The sequence below is a fragment of the Vibrio sp. QJM3NY_27 genome, from assembly GCF_057785955.1.
Map to the genome: position 1 here is coordinate 3,486,567 of NZ_CM173511.1, position 21,965 is coordinate 3,508,531.

The 21,965-nt window shown below is 46.2% G+C and carries 20 protein-coding genes; 13 read left to right on the forward strand and 7 right to left on the reverse strand.

Annotated elements, in window-relative coordinates; all coding sequences use genetic code 11:
* The first annotated feature begins 8 nt into the window (after window positions 1–8).
* The gene (locus tag AC3CIA_RS15730) at window positions 9–611 is read left to right on the forward strand and encodes a DUF3157 family protein (protein ID WP_488518297.1); all 603 of its coding nucleotides are present in this window, start codon (window positions 9–11) and stop codon (window positions 609–611) included.
* On the opposite strand, the gene trhA is transcribed toward AC3CIA_RS15730, so the two are convergent.
* Both trhA and AC3CIA_RS15740 read right to left on the reverse strand, forming a co-directional pair.
* Complete coding sequence (trhA, locus tag AC3CIA_RS15735) at window positions 608–1,261, reverse strand: PAQR family membrane homeostasis protein TrhA (RefSeq protein WP_004735763.1); 654 nt, start codon at window positions 1,259–1,261, stop codon at window positions 608–610. The genes AC3CIA_RS15730 and trhA overlap by 4 nt on opposite strands.
* A gap of 108 nt (window positions 1,262–1,369) precedes the next feature.
* The gene (locus tag AC3CIA_RS15740; protein WP_029405073.1) at window positions 1,370–2,161 is read right to left on the reverse strand and encodes a sporulation protein; all 792 of its coding nucleotides are present in this window, start codon (window positions 2,159–2,161) and stop codon (window positions 1,370–1,372) included.
* Between the two features lie 283 nt (window positions 2,162–2,444).
* Here AC3CIA_RS15740 and AC3CIA_RS15745 point away from each other — a divergent pair, with 283 nt between their 5' ends.
* The 6 genes from AC3CIA_RS15745 to AC3CIA_RS15770 all read left to right on the forward strand — a co-directional run bounded on the left by AC3CIA_RS15745 (window position 2,445) and on the right by AC3CIA_RS15770 (window position 7,561).
* Window positions 2,445–2,612: a hypothetical protein gene (locus tag AC3CIA_RS15745; RefSeq protein ID WP_004735761.1), complete on the forward strand. Its 168-nt coding sequence runs from the start codon at window positions 2,445–2,447 to the stop codon at window positions 2,610–2,612.
* A gap of 131 nt (window positions 2,613–2,743) precedes the next feature.
* Complete coding sequence (locus AC3CIA_RS15750; RefSeq protein WP_004735759.1) at window positions 2,744–3,007, forward strand: YihD family protein; 264 nt, start codon at window positions 2,744–2,746, stop codon at window positions 3,005–3,007.
* A gap of 326 nt (window positions 3,008–3,333) precedes the next feature.
* Window positions 3,334–4,752, forward strand: a complete 1,419-nt coding sequence (ccoG, locus tag AC3CIA_RS15755) for a cytochrome c oxidase accessory protein CcoG (RefSeq protein WP_065205712.1) — start codon at window positions 3,334–3,336, stop codon at window positions 4,750–4,752.
* A 74-nt stretch (window positions 4,753–4,826) separates the two neighbouring features.
* Window positions 4,827–5,813 (forward strand): serine/threonine protein kinase, encoded by a 987-nt coding sequence (locus AC3CIA_RS15760; RefSeq protein ID WP_004735756.1) that lies wholly within the window; start codon window positions 4,827–4,829, stop codon window positions 5,811–5,813.
* A gap of 55 nt (window positions 5,814–5,868) precedes the next feature.
* Window positions 5,869–6,468 carry a thiol:disulfide interchange protein DsbA/DsbL gene (locus AC3CIA_RS15765; RefSeq protein WP_054548312.1) on the forward strand — a complete coding sequence of 200 codons (600 nt, stop codon included), beginning with the start codon at window positions 5,869–5,871 and terminating at the stop codon, window positions 6,466–6,468.
* Between the two features lie 139 nt (window positions 6,469–6,607).
* On the forward strand, window positions 6,608–7,561 hold the full coding sequence (locus AC3CIA_RS15770) for a DUF2860 domain-containing protein (RefSeq protein ID WP_054548313.1): 954 nt from the start codon (window positions 6,608–6,610) through the stop codon (window positions 7,559–7,561).
* A gap of 127 nt (window positions 7,562–7,688) precedes the next feature.
* Here AC3CIA_RS15770 and AC3CIA_RS15775 read toward each other — a convergent pair whose 3' ends face one another.
* Window positions 7,689–9,212 carry a YifB family Mg chelatase-like AAA ATPase gene (locus AC3CIA_RS15775; protein WP_488518298.1) on the reverse strand — a complete coding sequence of 508 codons (1,524 nt, stop codon included), beginning with the start codon at window positions 9,210–9,212 and terminating at the stop codon, window positions 7,689–7,691.
* Window positions 9,213–9,684: 472 nt separating this feature from the next.
* Between AC3CIA_RS15775 and ilvG the strand changes: the two genes are divergently transcribed.
* The 5 genes from ilvG to ilvA are packed head-to-tail and all read left to right on the forward strand — an operon-like array spanning window position 9,685 to window position 16,020.
* Window positions 9,685–11,331 carry an acetolactate synthase 2 catalytic subunit gene (gene ilvG, locus AC3CIA_RS15780; protein ID WP_004735752.1) on the forward strand — a complete coding sequence of 549 codons (1,647 nt, stop codon included), beginning with the start codon at window positions 9,685–9,687 and terminating at the stop codon, window positions 11,329–11,331.
* Between the two features lies 1 nt (window position 11,332).
* On the forward strand, window positions 11,333–11,617 hold the full coding sequence (ilvM, locus tag AC3CIA_RS15785) for an acetolactate synthase 2 small subunit (protein ID WP_017077311.1): 285 nt from the start codon (window positions 11,333–11,335) through the stop codon (window positions 11,615–11,617).
* 12 nt (window positions 11,618–11,629) lie between these two features.
* Window positions 11,630–12,598, forward strand: coding sequence for a branched-chain amino acid transaminase (locus AC3CIA_RS15790; RefSeq protein ID WP_017095708.1), 969 nt, complete (start codon window positions 11,630–11,632; stop codon window positions 12,596–12,598).
* A gap of 33 nt (window positions 12,599–12,631) precedes the next feature.
* Window positions 12,632–14,473 (forward strand): dihydroxy-acid dehydratase, encoded by a 1,842-nt coding sequence (gene ilvD, locus AC3CIA_RS15795; protein WP_054548317.1) that lies wholly within the window; start codon window positions 12,632–12,634, stop codon window positions 14,471–14,473.
* 2 nt (window positions 14,474–14,475) lie between these two features.
* The gene (gene ilvA / locus AC3CIA_RS15800; protein WP_065205706.1) at window positions 14,476–16,020 is read left to right on the forward strand and encodes a threonine ammonia-lyase, biosynthetic; all 1,545 of its coding nucleotides are present in this window, start codon (window positions 14,476–14,478) and stop codon (window positions 16,018–16,020) included.
* A 97-nt stretch (window positions 16,021–16,117) separates the two neighbouring features.
* On the opposite strand, the gene punR is transcribed toward ilvA, so the two are convergent.
* Window positions 16,118–17,032, reverse strand: a complete 915-nt coding sequence (gene punR, locus AC3CIA_RS15805) for a DNA-binding transcriptional activator PunR (RefSeq protein WP_004735746.1) — start codon at window positions 17,030–17,032, stop codon at window positions 16,118–16,120.
* Window positions 17,033–17,195: 163 nt separating this feature from the next.
* Between punR and punC the strand changes: the two genes are divergently transcribed.
* Window positions 17,196–18,407 (forward strand): purine nucleoside transporter PunC, encoded by a 1,212-nt coding sequence (gene punC, locus AC3CIA_RS15810; RefSeq protein WP_017090728.1) that lies wholly within the window; start codon window positions 17,196–17,198, stop codon window positions 18,405–18,407.
* 126 nt (window positions 18,408–18,533) lie between these two features.
* On the opposite strand, the gene glmU is transcribed toward punC, so the two are convergent.
* The 3 genes from glmU to atpD all read right to left on the reverse strand — a co-directional run bounded on the left by glmU (window position 18,534) and on the right by atpD (window position 21,952).
* A complete protein-coding gene (gene glmU / locus AC3CIA_RS15815) occupies window positions 18,534–19,892 on the reverse strand; it encodes a bifunctional UDP-N-acetylglucosamine diphosphorylase/glucosamine-1-phosphate N-acetyltransferase GlmU (protein WP_488518299.1) in 1,359 nt (452 codons plus the stop codon).
* Between the two features lie 215 nt (window positions 19,893–20,107).
* Window positions 20,108–20,530, reverse strand: a complete 423-nt coding sequence (locus AC3CIA_RS15820; protein WP_004735742.1) for a F0F1 ATP synthase subunit epsilon — start codon at window positions 20,528–20,530, stop codon at window positions 20,108–20,110.
* Between the two features lie 18 nt (window positions 20,531–20,548).
* Window positions 20,549–21,952, reverse strand: a complete 1,404-nt coding sequence (gene atpD, locus AC3CIA_RS15825) for a F0F1 ATP synthase subunit beta (protein WP_017077305.1) — start codon at window positions 21,950–21,952, stop codon at window positions 20,549–20,551.
* Window positions 21,953–21,965 lie beyond the last annotated feature (13 nt).

The following is a 21,965-nucleotide window of genomic DNA, read 5'->3' on the forward strand; positions in this document are numbered from 1 at the left end:
AAACACAGATGAAATCATACGTACTTCTCGCTAGCGCATTGCTCGCAAACTCAGTATTCGTAAGCTCTGCCTTTGCTGATCAAATGGTCACATTGCCTGATGGCAAGCAAGTGTTACTAAAAGACGATTTTACTTGGCTGTATGTGGCAGAAAATAAAACAGAAGAAACAACAACGACAGAGATAACTTCAGCGGTAGCGACGGCGCCAGTCGCAGCAGTACCCGTTGTCGCTGTCCCAGTAGCAACGAGTACGCGTGGTACTACGATTGTGGTTAATAGTAAAAAGCCAAGCTTGCAACTGTCTCAATCAGGAGTCGATGTCGTATTAGGCGCGAGCCGCTATGAAGGTGGCGAGCTTATCATTCCGACAGCCATCACCAACCAAGGCACTCAAGCTGTCATTTTTGTATCACTTAACATCAGCGTATTTACCGCAGAAGGTGAGCTACTGGCACAACAAGAAGTCGCAGTCTGGAAATCAATCAAACGAATGGCCGACACTTACCTGCGACCAAAGACAGCTGAAGAAGGTAAGTTGATAGAACTCGACCTAGCAGAGCACCCTGAATATCAGATTAAAGCCGAGATTATCGAAGTCGTTGCCCGCTAAACTGGTGTCACGAACAGATAGATAGCGAAGAAATGGCAAGCGCAGCCCGCCAACACAAACAGGTGCCAGATGGCATGGTTATAAGGGATGCGTTTTGCCACATAGAAAATCACACCCAGCGAGTAAATCACCCCGCCAACCGCCAGTAACACCAAACCACCTATATCGATGTTCATCGCTAATTGATAAACAACAATCAAAGATAGCCAACCCATCGCTAAGTAAATGAATAACGATAAGCGCTTGAATCGGTATACAAAGGCAATCTTCATGATGATGCCCACCAGCGCAATTCCCCAGATCACCGCCATCAAGCCCATCGCTAATGGGGTTCTTAAGCCCACCAAGAGAAACGGCGTGTAACTGCCCGCAATCAACAAATAAATCGCACAGTGATCGAGCGTTTTGAGTAAGCGCTTGGTTTTCTCAGTGGTGATCGAGTGGTACAACGTGGAAGCAAGAAAGAGCAGAATAATACTGCTGCCATACACCGCCATACTGGCAACAGTAAGCATATCGGCTTGGTAATCAAACGCACGAATCAGTAACAGGATCAGGCCCACTACGCCAAGTACGACGCCCAAACCATGGGTTATCGCATTAGCGCGTTCTTCTATGTCACTGTATTCGCTGGCTGATGATGCAGACATGAGTATCCTACTAGAGTAAATGTTCGATTGACCCAGTATTACACATTAAGCTTACACGTGTAAGCTTAAATTTTTATGACAAAATGACTTATAAAATGCTCGATTCAGCTAAGATGCGCTTTCTAAATACTCGACCACCATCTTACCGGCGTCTTCTGGTGAGGTATCAAGCGGGACACTCAATTGGCGCTGTAGCTGACCAATTCCCAGCAAACTCGCCAACATGCCTTTTGCGCCATCGCGATTGCGGTCTATCTCAAACCACAACTTAAGTTCTGTCTCACCACGATGAGCAACAACCTCAAGCTCACGCCAGCGACCATGATAAGGGCCAGTAGTAGGAACGAACTCAAACTCTTGGACAAACGGCAGTTCAAAGCCATCCACCGCTTCACATTCCACTTGGCGTATCCGCAGCCCTTGAGCTTCAAGTTCGTTAAAGATGCCATCGAGGAGTGCATCAGGACGAACCGTTAAGGTATCTTTATCCGATGGGTCAATCGCCATCGCAATGTCCAACCCGGTTTCCAGCCACACCTTTGAATCACCAATCGTGACGGGTGTATTCAGCGGTACATCAAACTCACATTCAAAGTCACGGGTTTCTCCCGGCTGAATCACAAAGGCATACGGCAGGCTCCATTTAGCCAACGAGTACGTCTGATGCATTCGGCGTTTATGACCGCCCTCTTGCCTTTGCGAGTTCATGGTGACTTCTTTGACGTAACGACAGCACAAGTTGAGATCAATGTTGTCGATTTCTTGTGGCTGAGCGCCACCATAGACATGCACAATAATGCTCGCCTTCTTGCCTGGGTAAAGCACTTCCTGTTGCAATACAGAATCCACCTTGGCAGATCCAATACCAAAACTAGCTAACGTTTTCTTTAAGAACGACATATGCACCTCCTTTAAAGCATCATCTTAAGCCTGAAAGAGGTTCAAACTCAAATATACTGCTCACACTATTTTAGCTCTAATATCGTTTAATTATCACTCAGGCGTCGATCGATAACTTAGATAGTGATAATCTAAGCCTTGATATGCATGCATATCATTATCCTGATTTATTTTTCGGATTGGCGAAAGCCAGACGAGTGACTCTTCAAGTAATTGAAGCGAAGCTCATGATAAGTCAGGCCATTAGATTGGCAATGGATATGCCTGACCGTTAGGTAAATTAATGCGCCCAACAGCTGTCAGGTTCTCGCACACCAACCGTAGTGCGATGCGTCGTCGTAGTGGCTTTGTTGCTGCTCCAACGGCTAAGAAATTGGCTCCTACAATGACTCTCGTTCAGAAGACTGCTTTATTAGCACCGACTGCAACAAAAGTAATTAAAGCCGCTTAACGAAAAGCGCAGTTTTTACTGCGCTTTTTTCTTGCCCGGTCCCATCTTGAAATGCCTTTACACATTGGTATTCCCTACCCGATTTGATACCTTAACCACAAATCATTATAAAATTTGTGGAGAAGTAAAGTATGAAGTGTCACCGCATTGAAGAACTGCTTGAACTGATGGAGCCTGAGTGGCAGAAAGATCAAGAGCTTAACCTATTAGAGTTCATCATTAAGCTATCAAACGAAGCTGGCTATCAAGGCAAGCTTGAAGAGCTGACTGACGATGTTCTTATCTACCATCTAAAAATGCGTAACAGCGAAAAAGATGAAATGATCCCAGGTCTTAAAAAAGACCAAGAAGATGATTTCAAAACGGCAATTCTAAAAGCGCGTGGCCTTCTTTAATTGCCTATTTGGTTAGAACTCAATGGCCGTATAAATAAAACAATCAATTTCGAAAAGCGACCACTCGGTCGCTTTTTTGTTTCTGTTCGCTATTTTTTCGTCACAACTGTTATGACTTTTGTTGTTAAAGGTTGATAGCGTTAAAGAAATGAGAACAAGATTGTCGTTATAATCGCCATCCATAAGAATCTTCTAAAATAATAAGAGTGAGTGCGATACCAACAAATGCACCAAGCTCAATTTCTACAGGTTCTCTAAACCATACTTTCAAGTAATGTCGTCATGCCCGACTTAACCGGGCAAACAAGCCACAAAAAGGATAGTCCATGAGTCAGGATAAAATCGACATCAAAGATGTGACTCCTAAAACCTTTAACCCAAAAACACATAAAGGTAATGGAGATCGATTTAACCCAAGTAACCGAATCTATGTTCGAGAAAGCAAAGGTAAATTCCAACAACTTCGTCGTTACGGCGGTTGGTTCTTACTTTTACTTTTTGCGCTTATCCCATGGATCCCATTTGGCGAGCGACAAGCGATCTTGCTCGATATCGGCAGCCAACAGTTCAACTTCTTTGGTACAACCCTATACCCACAAGATCTGACCCTACTCGCCATCCTATTTATGATTGCTGCGTTTGGCTTATTCTTCATAACCACCTTCTTAGGGCGAGTCTGGTGTGGTTATTTATGCCCGCAAACCGTCTGGACCTTTATGTACATCTGGTTCGAAGAGAAACTGGAAGGTGCTGCCAATAAGCGAAGAAAACAAGACTCGGGCAAACTGACGAGCAATTTAATTCTCAGAAAAACCATCAAACACATCGCGTGGTGGGCGATTGCGATTGCGACGGGCTTAACCTTTGTCGGTTATTTCATCCCAATCAAAGAGCTGGTGGTTGGCTTCTTTACCTTGAACTCGACTTTCTGGCCGGTGTTTTGGGTATTGTTCTTTGCTGGGTGTACTTATGCGAATGCCGGGTGGATGCGTTCTATTGTTTGTCTGCACATGTGTCCTTACGCGCGTTTCCAATCGGCAATGTTCGATAAAGATACCTTCATCGTGGGTTACGACACTAAACGAGGTGAAAGCCGCGGCCCTCGCTCTCGTAAAGCCGATCCAAAAGAACTTGGTCTAGGCGACTGTATTGACTGTAATTTATGTGTTCAAGTGTGCCCAACGGGTATCGATATCCGTGACGGCCTACAATACGAGTGTATTAACTGTGGCGCGTGTATTGATGCCTGCGACAACACCATGGAACGTATGGGTTATGACAAAGGCCTGATCAACTACACCACCGAGCACAGGCTCGATGGTCACACAACTAAGGTGATGCGTCCTAAGCTGCTAGGTTATGGCGCTATATTGATCGTCATGCTGGGTTTGTTCTTCGCACAGATAGCGAGTGTTGATCCTGCAGGCTTAAGTGTTCTACGAGATAGAAACCAGCTATTTAGAATCAATAGCCAAGGGCTTGTCGAAAATACTTACAACTTGAAAGTCATCAACAAAACTCAGCAAGAGCAAGAGTACAAGCTTGATGTCAGCGGGCTACCAGATTCTATCTGGTACGGTAAACAAACGATTACCGTAGACCCAGGTGAGGTTTTAAACCTTCCTATCAGCTTAGGCGTCGATCCAGAAAAACTGAGCTCACCAGTTTCGACAATTCAGTTTATACTCTCGGATAATGAAGAGTTTACGATGGAAGTCGAAAGCCGCTTTATCAAGAAGCTCTGATACCAGCCACCTTAGTGCTTGGTATAACACCCCAATAAATGGAAAAAGGCTCAGTAATGAGCCTTTTTTATTCTATGACGATGCAAGCCTTTAACTTTGATAACCTGACTCCTGACTTCATGTGGTACGCACTGGAGAGCATTGGAGTTCGTGCTGAATCCGGGCTTCTCGCTCTCAACAGCTACGAAAACCGGGTGTATCAATTCACCGATGAAGACCGTAAACGCTACGTCGTTAAGTTTTATCGTCCGCAGCGTTGGAACACCGCACAGATCCAAGAAGAGCACGACTTCGCGTTAGAGCTGATCGAACAAGAGTTACCGGTTGCTCCACCTATGCGAATCAACGGCGCAACCTTGCATGAATATCAAGGCTATCTATTTGCACTGTTTGAAAGCGTCGGTGGCAGGCAATATGAAGTCGACAATCTAGATCAATTGGAAGGCGTTGGACGCTTCCTTGGTCGTATTCATAAAGCCAGTGCTGGAAGAACATTTCAGCATCGCCCGACCATCAGCTTAGATGAATACCTTTATCAGCCACGTAAGATTCTAGAGAACTCTCAGTTTATCCCAACGCACCTAGAGAACGCGTTCTTCAATGACGTCGACCTTCTGATCAAAGAACTAGAGAGCCAGTGGCCGAGTAACATTGACAACATTCGTCTCCATGGCGACTGTCACCCGGGCAATATCTTGTGGCGCGACGGGCCAATGTTCGTCGATCTTGATGACGCGCGTAATGGTCCTGCTGTTCAAGATCTGTGGATGCTGCTTAACGGCGAACGCCAAGATAAAATGATGCAACTGGATATTCTGCTAGAGAGTTATCAAGAGTTTTGCGATTTTAATACCGCGCAACTGAAACTAATCGAACCTCTGCGCGGTCTACGTATGGTGCATTACATGGCATGGTTGGCGAAACGATGGCACGATCCGGCGTTTCCTTTGGCCTTCCCGTGGTTTAATGATCCGAAATATTGGGAGCAACAAGTACTTGCTTGTAAAGAGCAAATTGCTACCCTGCAAGAGCCACCACTTTCGTTAATGCCTCAGTGGTAACAGCAATCGCAACATACAACTAGATAAAAATTCAAACATAATGGAGATTGGATAAATGAAAAAGCTATTCGCATTTTTCTCATTGATCATGTTGAGCCTTTCAGCTCACGCTGCGAAATTTAACGAAGGTGAACACTACAAAGTTCTCGATCTAGAAGCATCAAAAAAACCAATGGTGACAGAGTTCTTCTCTTTTTACTGCCCACACTGTAATAGCTTTGAGCCAATCATCCAGCAGCTAAAACAACAGCTACCTAAAGACGCTAAGCTACAGAAGAACCATGTTTCATTCATGGGTGGCAACATGGGCCTGCCAATGAGCAAAGCTTACGCGACCATGATTGCACTGAAAATTGAAGATAAAATGGTGCCAGTGATGTTTAACCGCATCCACACCATGAACAAGCCACCACGCGATGAAGCAGAACTGCGTCAAATCTTCCTAGATGAAGGCGTTGATGCTAAGAAATTCGATGCGGCATACAACGGCTTTGCAGTAGATTCGATGGTTCGTCGCTTCGACAAAGCATTCAAAGACAGCGGCTTGTCAGGCGTTCCAGCTGTTGTAGTAAACAACCGCTACCTGATTGACGCTCAAGGTATTAACTCTCTCGATGAGTACTTCGAGCTGGTTAACTTCTTGTTAAAGAAGTAAGGTAATGATTAAAGGAAGCTTCGGCTTCCTTTTTTTTCCTAGTTCAAAAATCATCATTGATAAATAATCAGCCATAAAACTCAGAGCTTTACTGGTATTAATAACCCGTCCTAAGAACCGGTGGGCAAGGAGCCCTTAAATGAAAATAAAAATCACACTTCTCGCATTAAGCGTTGTTACTTCGCCAGCCTTTGCCAAACTTGCAGACGAACAAGGTTTCAGTGGTGAAATCTCTATCAATACCGGGGTAACCTCTTCCTCCTCAAATTTTAATACCGATGCTGATAGCACCCTCTCGTCAAATAAACAGAAAGCCTCATCTGAAAGCTCATTTCTTGTCGCACCTTTAGGCAGTGTCGCTTACACCTTTGGTGAAAAGCTAAATCACCAGGTGTACACTGGTACCGCTCGTGATGATGTGGCAACCGGTACTGTCGTGCTGGAGGTTGGTTATAAATACCAACTAGAGTCTGGCATGACTATCGACGCATCACTCCTGCCAACCATTATGTCAGGTGAAACTTGGGCGAATCCATACGCAGAAGGCGTTGCTCGAAGCAAAACCGATGAAACCGGCAATGCCTTTCGTTTGAAATTAAGTAGCATCGCAGGTTCTGCATTCTCGCTAGACATGGCCTATGCGACTAAAGAGGTGAAAGATGATCGAGTTGAAGAAGTTCTACAGCGTGATGCCGAAACTTTCTACCTGAAAGGCCAATACCGCGTTCCATTGAGTCGCACCATGATGCTTATCCCATCGATCATTTATCAAACAAGAGATGCCGACGGTAACGCTGAGTCTTACGACCAATTTGGTGGTGAAGTCAGCTTATTTGGTGGCATGGGTCGCCATCAATACGCACTAACGGCGGGCTACAACCAACGTTCTTACGATGCCAGCAACCCGATCTACGACAAAAAACGCAGTGATGACAACATCAACCTGTTTGCCGCGTATGAATATGACCGATTTATGGATTGGGAAAACTGGTCGTTTGTTTCTCTTGCGGGTTATGGCACCAGCGACTCGAATATAACCTTCTACGATGAATCGCAATACATCGTCTCAGTCGGCCTAAACTACAAGTTCTAGTTAGGCATCACTGCTTGCTCATAGCCATTAGTTCATAACAACGAAAGCCTGCGTAAAAAGCAGGCTTTCTTGTTTGTATACCAATCACAGTAAATAAGTGACCCGTTATTTACTACGATTGGCATGACTACACCGCTTGAGCCGTGAGTTGTTTCAACAGTCGATCCATCGCTCGGTAGCCAAGTGCCTCTGATAAGTGCTTCTTTTCAATCTGCTCATTACCGTCAAGGTCTGCAATGGTTCGCGCTACCTTAATAATGCGATGATAGGCACGGATCGATAAACCCAATCGATGCAGTGCGGTCTCGAGAAACTCCGCATCTTCACGTCGCAATGGGCAATACTTTTCAATTTCTCGACTACCTAACAGTGCGTTCGACTTATGGTTTCGAGATAACATCAACTGACGCGCTTGTTTAACTCGTTGCTTCACGACTTGAGTGGTTTCTCCACGATCGCCTCCTTCGGCTAGCATACCTTTTGGGAGTAGTGGGATCTCTAATGACATATCGAATCTATCCAACAATGGCCCAGATAAGCGGTTGAGGTAACGCAGGATAATTTGCGGGTTCGCTCGAGCTTGATTGCCCTCGTAATATCCTGTTGGGCTTGGGTTAAGCGCACCGACTAATTGAAAGCGCGCCGGAAAACGCGTCTTACCCGCGACACGGGAGATAATGATTTCACCCGACTCTAGCGGCTCTCGCAGTGAATCAAGTACCTTACGCTCAAACTCTGGCATCTCATCAAGAAACAATAAGCCATTATGCGCCAAAGATATCTCACCGGGGCGAGGTATCGAGCCACCACCGACCAATGCTGCCATCGAACTCGAATGGTGTGGGGAACGGAAAGGTCGTTGTTTCCAGTTGTATTGATTGATCTCTTGTTGCGTTAAAGAGGCTACCGAAGCGGTTTCCATCGCCTCGTCGTCACTCATTTCAGGCAACAAATCGCGCAATCGAGAAGCCAACATGGTTTTCCCAGTTCCAGGCGGGCCGAGAAAAAGTAGGTTATGGTTGCCTGCTGCGGCGATCTCCAGTGCTCGCTTACCTTGCTGCTGGCCAATAATATCTTGTAAGTCACGATTATCAGACACATCGACATGATGATGTTCGGTTCGATATAGACCAAGCTGAGCCTGGCCACACATATCTGCACAAACCTCTAGCAAGGTTTGCGCTGATTTATGGGCCCCCTTGCCGACTAAGGCCGCCTGATCACCATTGTGGTGTGGAACCACTAAGTATCGTTCGACACTATCGGCGGCTAAAGTCGCAGGCAGAACGCCCTTTACCGAGCGCAATTCTCCTGACAATGCCAACTCACCGATAAATTCATGTTGAGCTATTTTTGATGTCGGAAGTTGATCTGACGCCACCAAAATCCCAAGCGCGATTGGCAGATCGAAGCGTCCTCCCTCCTTGGGTAAATCAGCAGGCGCGAGGTTGACCGTGATCCTTTTCGATGGAAATTCAAAGCGAGAATTGATGATGGCACTCCTGACTCGATCTTTAGATTCCTTGACCGTCGTTTCAGGTAGCCCCACCAATGTAAACCCAGGCATACCGTTGCTTATATGCACTTCAACAGTCACTTCTGGTGCCTCTACTCCCACACTAGCCCGACTGTGAATTATCGCGAGTCCCATAACTTTCCTTTGTCTTTGATTTAAAAGTATTCGCTCTGGGTATTCGTTGCTCACCAAAGCGATAAGGTTGTTATATAGCTTGGTGGAATGGTGTTTTAATGTGAAAAAAGAATGACATTTTCCTTGTCATACTGCAGATTTGTGTGATAACACTAGAGATGTAGACTTTTACTGAAGACAATAAACGAGAAACCTCGAATATTATGATTTTTAACGCTCGCATTTACGCACTGATTAACCTGATTATCGTAGTCATTATTAAGACTGCGCGGGGGCGAGTGGGAAGAAAGTAACCACGAATTAGAAAAAACCCCCGCACTGAAAAGTCCGGGGGTTTTTTCTAATTTAGCGATTCGATTTTTATAATTTTTATTATTTTCGGCCTTGCCGATTTACAGGAAGAATGGGAGCACAAGATGTGCAAAGACAACGGAAACAATGACCAAAATAAAGGTAATACGGAGGGATTACGATGAAAGGCGCAGAACTAGTCGTATCCGCACTCAAGCAACAAGGCATTGAGACCGTATTTGGTTACCCAGGTGGTGCCATCATGCCAATCTACGATGCACTTTATGACGGCGGTGTTGAACACATCCTTTGTCGCCATGAACAAGGTGCTGCAATGGCTGCCATTGGTATGGCGCGTGCAACACAAGACGTGGCTGTTTGTATGGCAACCTCAGGCCCAGGCGCGACTAACCTAGTAACTGGTCTTGCTGATGCTTTTATGGACTCCATCCCACTCGTCGCTATCACAGGTCAAGTTGCTAGCTCCCACATCGGTACCGATGCATTCCAAGAAATGGATGTGATTGGTATGTCTCTGTCATGTACTAAACACAGCTACCTCGTTACCGATATTGAAGATCTTGCACCAACATTAGCTGAAGCATTTATCGTTGCAAAAGCAGGGCGTCCCGGTCCGGTTATTGTCGATATCGCTAAAGATGTTCAACTAGCCGAATCCCCTGTAAAAATTCTTCCTGAATTTACACCACCAGCTATTCCTGTTGTGACAACGGATGCTATTGAACAAGCTCAGTACTTCTTGTCTCAAGCGACTCGCCCTGTTTTATACGTAGGTGGTGGCGTTCAACTGGCGAAAGCAACCGATGCAGTTCGCGAGTTTTTACGCCTTAACCCAATGCCGGCCGTAAGCACACTGAAAGGCTTAGGCACTATCGAGCGTGACGACCCGCACTACCTTGGCATGCTTGGTATGCACGGCACTAAAGCCGCTAACCTAGTGGTTCAAGAAAGTGACCTGTTGATTGTTGTTGGCGCTCGTTTTGATGACCGAGTAACAGGCAAGCTTGATACTTTTGCTCCTCACGCAAAAGTTATCCATATCGATATCGATGCGGCAGAGTTCAGTAAACTGCGCCTTGCTGATGCGCCAATTCGTGGTGACATCAACAAGATCCTGCCTCAACTAGAACTGAGCCAAGACATCTCATCTTGGGTTCACCACTCAGAAGGCCTTCGTAGCTCATTCAAGTGGCGCTACGACCACCCTGGTGATCTGATCTTTGCTCCACTACTACTAAAGCAGCTATCAGACATGATGCCAGCAAGCTCTATCATTTCGACGGATGTTGGCCAACATCAGATGTGGGCCGCTCAGCACATTCAGCCTCGCGATCCACAAAACTTCATCACCTCAGCCGGTTTAGGCACTATGGGCTTTGGTTTACCAGCTGCTATGGGTGCATCGGTTGGCCGTCCTGATGACCAATCGATTCTTATCTCTGGTGATGGTTCATTCATGATGAACATACAAGAGCTTGGCACGCTAAAGCGTCGTCAGATCCCAGTGAAGATGGTGCTTCTGAATAACTCTCGCTTGGGCATGGTTCGCCAATGGCAATCTCTGTTCTTTGATGGCCGACACAGTGAAACCATCTTGGATGACAACCCTGATTTCGTCATGCTCGCGAAAGCATTTGATATCCCGGGCAAAACCATCACGCGTAAAGAAGAAGTAGAGCCAGCATTGAAAGAGATGCTAGAAAGCAAAACCGCTTACCTACTTCATGTTCTTATCGATGAAGAAGAAAACGTATGGCCACTAGTACCGCCAGGTGCTTCAAACAGTGAGATGTTGGAGAACACATAACATGAAAAGATACCTATTAGACATCAAAGCCGATGATAAGCCAGTACTACTAGAGCGTGTTCTTCGTGTTATTCGTCACCGTGGCTTCATTGTTAAGCAAGTCGCGGGCACTCAAAACCACGAAAGCAAAGTGGCGAGTGTAGAGATCATTGTCGACAGTGACCGTCCAATCTCTTTTTTGGTAAACCAAATCGAAAAGCTGTGGGATGTACGTTCCGTTGACGTTATCTCTATCAGTCGTAATGAATTGCCAAATAACAACTTACAGCAAAAGATAAACGCATAAGGAACCGCAAACATGACAGCTAAAACAGCAGACTATATTTGGTTTAACGGTGAAATGGTTCCTTGGGCAGAGGCGAACGTTCACGTCCTGACTCACGCAATGCACTACGGTACTTCTGTGTTTGAAGGCGTTCGTTGTTACAACACGCCAAAAGGGCCGGTAATCTTCCGTCACCCAGAGCATGCAAGACGCCTAAAAGACTCAGCAAAAATCTACCGCTTTCCTATTCCTTTTACTGAGGAAGAAATTATGGAAGCGACTCGCGAAACGCTACGCCAAAATAAGCTACAGTCTGCGTACATACGTCCACTGGGCTTTGTAGGTAATGTTGGTTTGGGTGTGTGTCCGCCAGAAAATACTGAGATGGATCTGATCATCGCTGCGTTCCCTTGGGGTTCTTACCTAGGTGAAGAAGCGCTAGAGAATGGTGTAGATGCGATGATTTCAAGCTGGAATCGTGCCGCTCCAAATACTATCCCTACCGCTGCGAAAGCTGGTGGTAACTACCTATCTTCATTACTGGTTGGTGGTGAAGCTCGTCGTCATGGTTACGATGAAGGTATCGCACTGAGCGTCGATGGTTACCTTTCAGAAGGTGCTGGCGAGAACATCTTTGTGATTCGTAACGGTGTGTTATCAACGCCACCAGCAACCAGCGCGATTCTACCGGGCATCACCCGTGATTCAATCATGACACTAGCAAAAGACATGGGTTACGAAATCCGTGAAGAGAACATTGCTCGTGAAGCGCTATACCTTGCCGATGAAGTATTCATGACAGGCACAGCTGCAGAGATCGTTCCGGTTCGCAGTGTAGACAAAATTACAGTAGGTGAAGGCAAACGCGGTCCTATCACTGAAAAAGTTCAAGCAGCTTACTTTGGTTTATTCAATGGAACCACTGAAGATAAGTGGGGCTGGTTAGACTACGTTTATCCAGCAGACCATGCGTCAGCAAGCCAAACACAAACAAATAAGTAAGCAACAGCCAAATATTTTATAAGGATTTAAACAATGCCAATCTATCGTTCAGCAACGACAACCCACGGACGCAACATGGCTGGTGCGCGCGCTTTATGGCGTGCAACTGGCGTAAAAGACGATGACTTCGGTAAGCCGATCATCGCGGTTGTAAACTCTTTCACTCAATTTGTTCCAGGCCACGTTCACCTTAAAGATATGGGTCAGCTGGTTGCGGGTGAAATAGAGAAAGCGGGCGGTATCGCTAAAGAATTCAACACCATCGCAGTCGATGATGGTATCGCAATGGGCCACGGCGGCATGCTGTACTCACTGCCATCACGTGAGCTTATTGCAGACTCAGTAGAATACATGGTCAATGCACACTGTGCGGACGCAATGGTGTGTATCTCTAACTGTGACAAAATCACTCCGGGAATGATGATGGCTGCAATGCGCCTTAACATCCCAGTGATCTTTGTATCAGGCGGCCCAATGGAAGCAGGTAAAACCAAGCTTTCAGATCAAATCATCAAGCTCGACCTTGTTGATGCAATGATCCAAGGTGCCGATCCAACGATTTCAGATGAGCAAAGTGAGCAAGTAGAACGTTCTGCATGTCCAACATGTGGTTCATGTTCAGGTATGTTCACAGCTAACTCCATGAACTGTCTAACAGAAGCACTTGGCCTATCTCAGCCTGGTAACGGTTCTATGCTAGCGACGCACGCAGACCGTGAAGAACTGTTCATCAATGCCGGTAAGCGCATCGTTGATCTAACCAAGCGCTACTACGAGCAAGACGACGAATCAGCACTGCCACGCAACATCGCAAATCGCGCAGCCTTTGATAATGCGATGGCGCTTGATATCGCAATGGGCGGCTCAAGTAACACAGTACTTCACCTTTTAGCGGCCGCTCAAGAAGGCGACATTGATTTCGATATGGATGATATCGATGCGATGTCTCGCCGTGTTCCACACCTATGTAAAGTGGCACCTTCAACACCTAAATACCACATGGAAGACGTTCACCGTGCTGGTGGCGTAATGGCCATCCTAGGTGAGCTTGATCGTGCTGGTCTACTGAATAATCAAACTCGCACCGTACTTGGCTTAAGCATGCAAGAGCAGCTCGCTCAATACGACATCATGCAAACAGAAGACGAAGCCGTGCTTAAGTTCTTCCGTGCAGGTCCTGCAGGCATCCGTACCACCAAAGCCTTCTCACAAGATTGCCGTTGGGATCGTCTAGATGACGACCGCAAAGAAGGTTGTATTCGTACCAAAGAAAACGCATTCAGCCAAGAAGGTGGCCTAGCGGTACTTTCAGGTAACATCGCGGTTGATGGTTGTATCGTTAAGACTGCGGGTGTTGATGAAGAAAACCTTAAATTCCAAGGTCCTGCAATCGTATTCGAAAGCCAAGATACGGCAGTAGAAGGCATCTTAGCGGGTAAAGTAAAAGCAGGCGAAGTGGTTGTCATTCGTTACGAAGGTCCTAAAGGCGGCCCGGGTATGCAAGAAATGCTCTACCCAACGACTTACCTAAAATCGATGGGTCTAGGCAAGTCTTGTGCTCTTCTAACCGATGGTCGTTTCTCTGGTGGTACATCAGGTCTGTCTATCGGTCACGCTTCTCCAGAAGCAGCAAGCGGTGGTGTAATTGGTCTAGTGAACACAGGCGATATCATCACTATCGATATCCCTAGCCGCTCAATCACGCTTGATGTTCCAGAAGCAGAACTAGAAGCGCGTCGTGTTAAGCAAGATGCTCTAGGCTGGAAACCAGAAAACCGTCAACGTGAAGTGTCTTTCGCACTGAAAGCTTACGCAAGTATGGCGACCAGCGCCGACAAAGGCGCTGTGCGTGATAAGTCTAAGCTTGAGGGCTAACTATGAGTGATGACACCTCCAGCCCCAAAAAACAAAGTGGCGCAGATTATCTGCGCCAGATCCTGAGAGCGCCGGTTTACGAAGCGGCAATCGTGACACCTCTGCAAGATATGCCACGCTTAAGCGCTCGTATCGGTAATCAGGTTCAGCTAAAACGAGAAGACCGTCAGCCGGTACACTCGTTTAAGCTGCGCGGTGCTTACAACATGGTTTCAAGCCTTTCTGAACAACAGAAAGCAGCCGGTGTTATCGCAGCATCCGCAGGGAATCACGCACAAGGAATGGCGTTATCTGGCTCTAAGCTGGGTATTCAAACCACGATCGTGATGCCTAAAACGACGCCGGATATCAAAGTAGATGCGGTACGCGGGTTTGGCGGCAAAGTGGTTCTGCACGGCAGTAATTTCGATGAAGCAAAAGCGGAAGCGGAACGCCTATCAGCTGAACATGGCTTCACCTTTGTTCCTCCTTTTGATCACCCACTCGTGATTGCAGGGCAAGGTACGATGGGCATGGAGATGCTGCAGCAAAACGGTCACATGGATTATATCTTTGTACCGGTTGGTGGTGGTGGCTTAGCCGCTGGTGTTGCAGTGCTAATCAAACAGCTGATGCCAGAGATTAAAGTGATTGCGGTAGAGCCTGAAGACTCGGCTTGCTTGAAAGCAGCACTGGATGCGGGTGAACCAGTGGTACTGGATCAGGTCAGCATGTTTGCTGATGGTGTTGCGGTTAAACGCATTGGTGAAGAAACCTTCCGTCTTTGCCAACAGTACATTGATGGTCATATTACCGTCTCCAGCGATGAAATTTGCTCTGCGGTAAAGGACATCTTTGAAGATACCCGTGCAATTGCAGAGCCTTCAGGAGCGCTTGCTCTGGCTGGCTTGAAGAAGTTTGCAGAACAAAACCAACTGCAAAATAAGCAACTAGCAACGGTACTGTCTGGTGCGAACACCAACTTCCACGGTCTGCGTTATGTCTCTGAACGTTGTGAATTGGGTGAGAAGCGAGAAGGTCTACTTGCAGTGACGATTCCAGAGCGACAAGGTGCGTTCCTAGAGTTCTGTAACATTATTGGTGGTCGAGCGGTGACTGAGTTTAACTACCGCCACAACGACGAAAGCCTGGCGAATATCTTCGTTGGTGTACGTCTACAAGGTGGACAAGAAGAGCTCGAGCACATCATCAATGACCTACGTGAAGGCGGCTACCCGGTTGTCGATCTCTCAGATGATGAGATGGCAAAACTGCACATTCGCTACATGATTGGCGGTAAACCATCGAAACCTCTGAAAGAACGCCTATACAGCTTTGAGTTCCCAGAATACCCAGGTGCATTGATTAAATTCCTTGATACCTTAGGTACTCACTGGAATATCAGCCTGTTCAACTATCGTAACCACGGTGCCGACTACGGTCGTGTGCTGTGTGGCTTCGAGCTCGGTGATGACGATTTAGCTCAGTTCTCTACACACTTAGAAGAACTTGGCTACCAGTGCAAAGATGAAACAGACAACCCTTCCTACAAGTTCTTCTTGTCTTAAGAGTTAAGCTATCGAACCAAAAAGAGCGAGTATTAACTCGCTCTTTTTATTTGAGCGTTTCCGATAAACCTCACACGATCTTATTTCAAATAGATCATTAAAGTGCTTTACGATGATCTAACCAATCTTGGTGAAGCTGTTCACTTGATCCTAGATATTTAACCATCCATTCGATCAATTTATGGTTATCGTCTTTTCGCCACACCAAACAACAGTGACTCTGTGGGCTAGGCTCTGGTAATATTTTTTCCACCAGCAAGCCTTGTTCGATAATAGGCGCGGCAATATGCCTTGGCATGTAACCCACCCCAACACCATTCTTGAGGCACTCTATCGCACTGTACCAATTAGGTAATAGAAGACGTCTCTGACTCGCATAATGGCCAGTGTGACGCTTTGGCAGTACGCTAGAGGTATCATCCAAGCAGATCGCAGGATACTGGCTAACAAAGGCTTCATTAAGGTTTTGCTCTCGCACACACGGATGACTGGGTGACATTACAAATGCCCAATCTAACCGCCCCATATCCTTAACTTCAAAGTCACCGCCAACCGGAATCGCCGAAGTGGCGCCAATGACGACATCGGCCCTACCCTGTGCAATGGCTTCCCAAGAACCATTAAACACTTCCATGTTGATCTGCAGCTCAGCGAACTCAAAGGTTTGATAAAACTCTTCAATCATAGGCTTCATCTTGTCGAGCTTAACCACGTTATCAAGGGTTAGACGTAAGGTTTTCTTCCAACCACGCGCAGCTCGGCGAGTTTGTGCACTGAGTTCTTCCATCTGTCTCAGCAGTTGACGAGCCTCTTCAATAAACAACTCCCCAGCAGGCGTCAGCTCTACTTTTCTTGGTAAGCGTCTGAAAAGTAGAACATCAAGCTCTTGCTCTACCTGCCTAACCCCATAGCTGATCGCCGATGGCACTTTGTGCAATTGCTCTGCAGCCGCAGTGAAGCTGCCCAAGCGAGCAACGGTATCAAGCATTTCTAACGAGGATTTAGAGAACATAAGCCTTCAAATTTTTTGATTGATAACTACATATTTTAGCGTTTTATTTTATCAGCTCTGAAAAATAGAATGTCAGCATAAATAAACAGGGGTTCTTACTCCTGAGTATCTAACAATTTTTTTGATGATAAAAACATCACTACCTTTAGCTTAATGGCATCTTATGAATATCTCTAAATTTCAATTGGTCTACCTTGCAGTTCTTTCCATGCTTGGCTTTATTGCGACCGATATGTACCTTCCTGCATTTAAGGCAATGGAAGTCGATTTTGCAACTGGTCCAGAGCAGATTGCTCTGTCTCTAACCGTATTCCTTGGTGGTATGGCAATGGGTCAGCTTCTTTGGGGTCTGGCGAGTGACAAGTATGGTCACCGTAATACGCTAGCGGTTGGTCTTGTTATCTTTACTGCAGCTTCATTCGGCTTAGCATTCAGTACCGAAGTATGGCACCTACTAACGCTGCGCTTCATTCAAGCGATCGGTGTGTGTGCGCCTGCGGTAATCTGGCAAGCAATGGTTATTAAGCGTTACTCTCAAAGCAGCAGCCAGCAAATTTTTGCGACTATCATGCCTCTAGTAGCACTATCTCCAGCATTAGCACCGCAACTGGGTGTGTTGCTAGCAGACAGCTTTGGTTGGCACAGTATCTTTATCACACTGACGCTAATGGGCGCATTGTTGATCGCAACGACCATGGCTCAACCAAAAGAAGCGCCAGAAGTAAAACAAACGTCGATCAAAACCGATATCAAAGCACTGCTTCATTCAAAGCCTTACATGGGTAATGTGTTGATGTTTGCTTCAGCGTCAGCAGCGTTCTTCGCTTACCTAACCGGTATGCCAGAGATCATGGCCCAACTGGGTTATGAAGCAAAAGATATCGGCTTGAGCTTTATCCCACAAACCATTGCATTTATGGCGGGTGGTTACTTCGGTAAACAGGCTGTGAAGAAGTATGGCGATGGTGTCGTACTAAGAAATCTTATTGGTTTGTTTAGTGTTGCCGCATTACTAATTTTCATTGCATCACAATGGGAACTGACTTCAATCTGGCCTCTACTGGCACCTTTCTGTCTAATTGCCGTAGCGAATGGCGCACTTTACCCAATCGTAGTAAACCGTGCTCTATCAAGCGCGAAACAGAGCCCTGCGACAGCGGCTGGCTTACAAAACAGCCTGCAAATCAGTATTAGTGGCCTAGCAAGTGCATTGGTTGCAGCAATGGCAAGCCAAGCACTAAGCGCAACAGGTATCGCGGTAGTAATTTGTTTAGGTGCACTGTGGGTTGGCTATATTGTTTCGAATAAAGAGCTTTCTGAACACTTCGCAACACCGGATAACTCTCGAGTAGTTGCTGACGATAAACAAGACTAGTTTCTCGTTTAACGAAAACAAAAAAGAGCGAGTAATCTCGCTCTTTTTTTATATCTAAAGTTATTTAGAAAGCAGCCAGTAGCATTGCGACTGGCTTGTATCAGAATATCTTTTGGACATTAGTACTTACTTCTTAGTTGGACGTTTCCAATCAGCAATCTTACGTTCTTTAGCACGGCTGATAACTAACTCATTTTCAGAAACATCACGAGTTACTGTAGAGCCAGCACCAACGGTAGCGCCATTACCAATAGTAACTGGAGCAATTAATTGACTATCTGAGCCAACGAATACGTCATCGCCAATGATGGTCTTAAATTTGTTCGCACCGTCGTAGTTACAAGTAATCGCACCCGCACCCACATTTACACGTTGACCGATCTCAGCATCACCTAGGTAAGTAAGGTGATTCGCTTTAGAGCCTTCACCAAGGCGAGTATTCTTCATTTCGACAAAGTTACCAACGTGCGAGTTATTACGCATGTCAGCACCAGGACGTAGACGAGTGAAAGGACCAACTGTACAGTCTTCACCGACCGTTGCACCTTCAATTACACTGTATGGACGCACGATGGTGTTGTCATCGATCTCACAGTCTTTCAATACACAACCGGTGCCGATAACCACGTTGTCGCCAATGCTTACGCTACCTTCAATGATAACGTTAGTATCAATCTCAACATCCATACCGCACTGCAATTCACCGCGTAGATCAAAGCGGCTTGGGTCGCGTAGCATAACGCCTTGCTTCAATAGTTTGTCGGCTTGCTCTGCTTGGTAAGCGCGCTCTAAACGAGCCAGTTGAGAGCGGTCGTTCACGCCTTCAACTTCAATTGGGCTTACTGGGTGTACAGCTTCTACAGCACGACCTTCATCGTGAGCCGCTGCAATAACGTCAGTCAGGTAGTATTCACCTTGTGCGTTATCGTTGCTTAAGCCAGACAACCAACGCTTCAGATCGCCACCAGTCGCCACCATAACGCCAGTGTTGATCTCTTTGATAAGCTTCTGCTCATCCGTTGCGTCTTTTTGTTCAACGATAGCGACAACAGGACCATTACGACGAATAATGCGACCGTAGCCCATTGGGTTGTCTAACACGACCGTAAGTAGCGCGATGCCACCATTTGGTTGAGCGTCTAATAGGTTTTCAATGGTTTGAGGTGAAATCAATGGAACATCACCGTATAGCACTAGTACTTTTTCATCATCAGCGAAATGTGCAGATGCCTGATCCACAGCGTGGCCAGTACCCAACTGCTCAGCTTGCAGTGCCCAGTTTACCGATTCTTCAGCTAAAGTAGCCTTCATCTGATCACCACCGTGACCGTAAACCAAGTTGATGTTTTGAGCACCAAGACCATTACATGTATCGATAACATGCTTCACCATTGGCTTACCTGCAAGCGTGTGCAGAACCTTTGGTGTGTTTGAATACATGCGAGTGCCTTTGCCCGCTGCGAGAATTACCGCACTAAACTTCATTGTAAACCTATCCAACATTATTTTTATTAAGCCGATATTGTAACCGTTTTTAGTTAACAAATTAAATTGTAATAGCTATTTAACCAGTACTGATACGTAAAAGGGTCATCATTAGTCCTCAATGTGTAAACACATTTCAGGGCGGGATAACCTAAAAATGCAAAAAGGCGACCCTTAGGTCGCCTTTATCTCAGAGTCAGTAATCTTATAAAAGATTAACGACGCTGTTTTGTCAGTTCGATAACTCGTAACTGAGCAATGGCTTTAGCCAGTTCACCGGCCGCTTGTGCGAAGTCTATGTCGCCATGCTGATTTTGGATATTCTCCACAGCCTTGCGTTTAGCTTCTTCCGCCTTTGCTGCGTCTAGTTCTTCACCACGGATAGCCGTATCAGCCAGTACAGTCGCTGTACCAGGTTGAACTTCTACCATACCACCAGAAACATAAATAATTTCTTCGTGGCCGTGCTGCTTAACAATACGCACCATACCAGGCTTGATAGCGGTCAGCAGTGGAGTGTGACCATGGAAAATACCAAGCTCACCCTCACTACCGGTCACCTGAAACGTCTCAACAAGGCCTGAGAAAATTTGTTTCTCTGCACTTACAACGTCTAGGTGAAAGGTTATTGCTGCCATATCGCCTCCTAGTTAGCCTTATAGCTTCTTAGCATTCTCAATAGCTTCGTCAATTGCACCACAGTACATGAACGCTTGCTCTGGAATGTCATCGTATTCACCAGATAGAAGACCTTGGAAGCCACGTAGAGTCTCTTTAAGAGGTACGTAAACGCCTGGGTCACCTGTAAATACTTCCGCTACGTGGTAAGGCTGAGTTAGGAACTTCTCAATCTTACGAGCACGAGATACAACTTGCTTATCTTCTTCAGATAGCTCATCCATACCTAGGATAGCAATGATATCTTTCAGCTCTTTATAGCGCTGAAGAGTAGACTGAACGCCACGAGCGATGTCGTAGTGCTCTTGTCCAACTACCAATGGATCCAGTTGACGTGAAGTAGAATCTAGCGGGTCGATCGCTGGGTATAGACCCATAGATGCGATATTACGGTTAAGTACTACCGTTGCATCTAAGTGAGCGAACGTTGTTGCTGGAGACGGGTCAGTCAAGTCATCCGCAGGTACATATACCGCCTGTACAGACGTGATAGAACCAGCTTTAGTTGACGTGATACGCTCTTGTAGAACACCCATTTCTTCAGCTAGCGTAGGTTGGTAACCTACCGCAGAAGGCATACGACCTAGAAGTGCTGATACTTCAGTACCTGCTAGTGTGTAACGGTAGATGTTATCAACGAACAGTAGAACGTCACGACCTTCGTCACGGAAGCGTTCTGCCATTGTTAGACCAGTCAGTGCAACACGTAGACGGTTACCTGGTGGCTCGTTCATCTGACCGTAAACCATCGCTACTTTTGATTCTTCAGGGTTTTCGATGTTTACAACACCTGCTTCCTGCATCTCAAAGTAGAAATCGTTACCTTCACGAGTACGCTCACCTACACCTGCAAATACAGATAGGCCTGAGTGTTGAAGTGCGATGTTGTTGATAAGTTCCATCATGTTAACGGTCTTACCTACACCAGCACCACCGAATAGACCTATTTTACCACCCTTAGCGAATGGACAAATCAAGTCGATTACTTTAACACCAGTTTCTAGAAGAGAAGTCTCGTTAGACTGCTCTTCGTAGCTTGGAGCTTCGCGGTGAATTGCGTAATGCTCTTCAGCACCGATTTCACCACACTCATCAATTGCGTCACCTAGGACGTTCATGATACGACCAAGTGTCTTAGTACCTACTGGTACCGAGATTGGAGCGCCAGTATTTTCAACTGTCAAACCACGACGTAAACCATCAGAGCTACCCATTACGATTGCGCGTACTACGCCACCGCCAAGTTGTTGCTGAACTTCAAGAACTAGACGTTCTGTCACTTCATTAACATTCAGAGCATCGTATACACGAGGTACTTCGCCCTGTGGGAACTCTACGTCGACTACCGCACCAATGATCTGTACGATCTTACCTGTAGCCATCGTTAATCCTCTA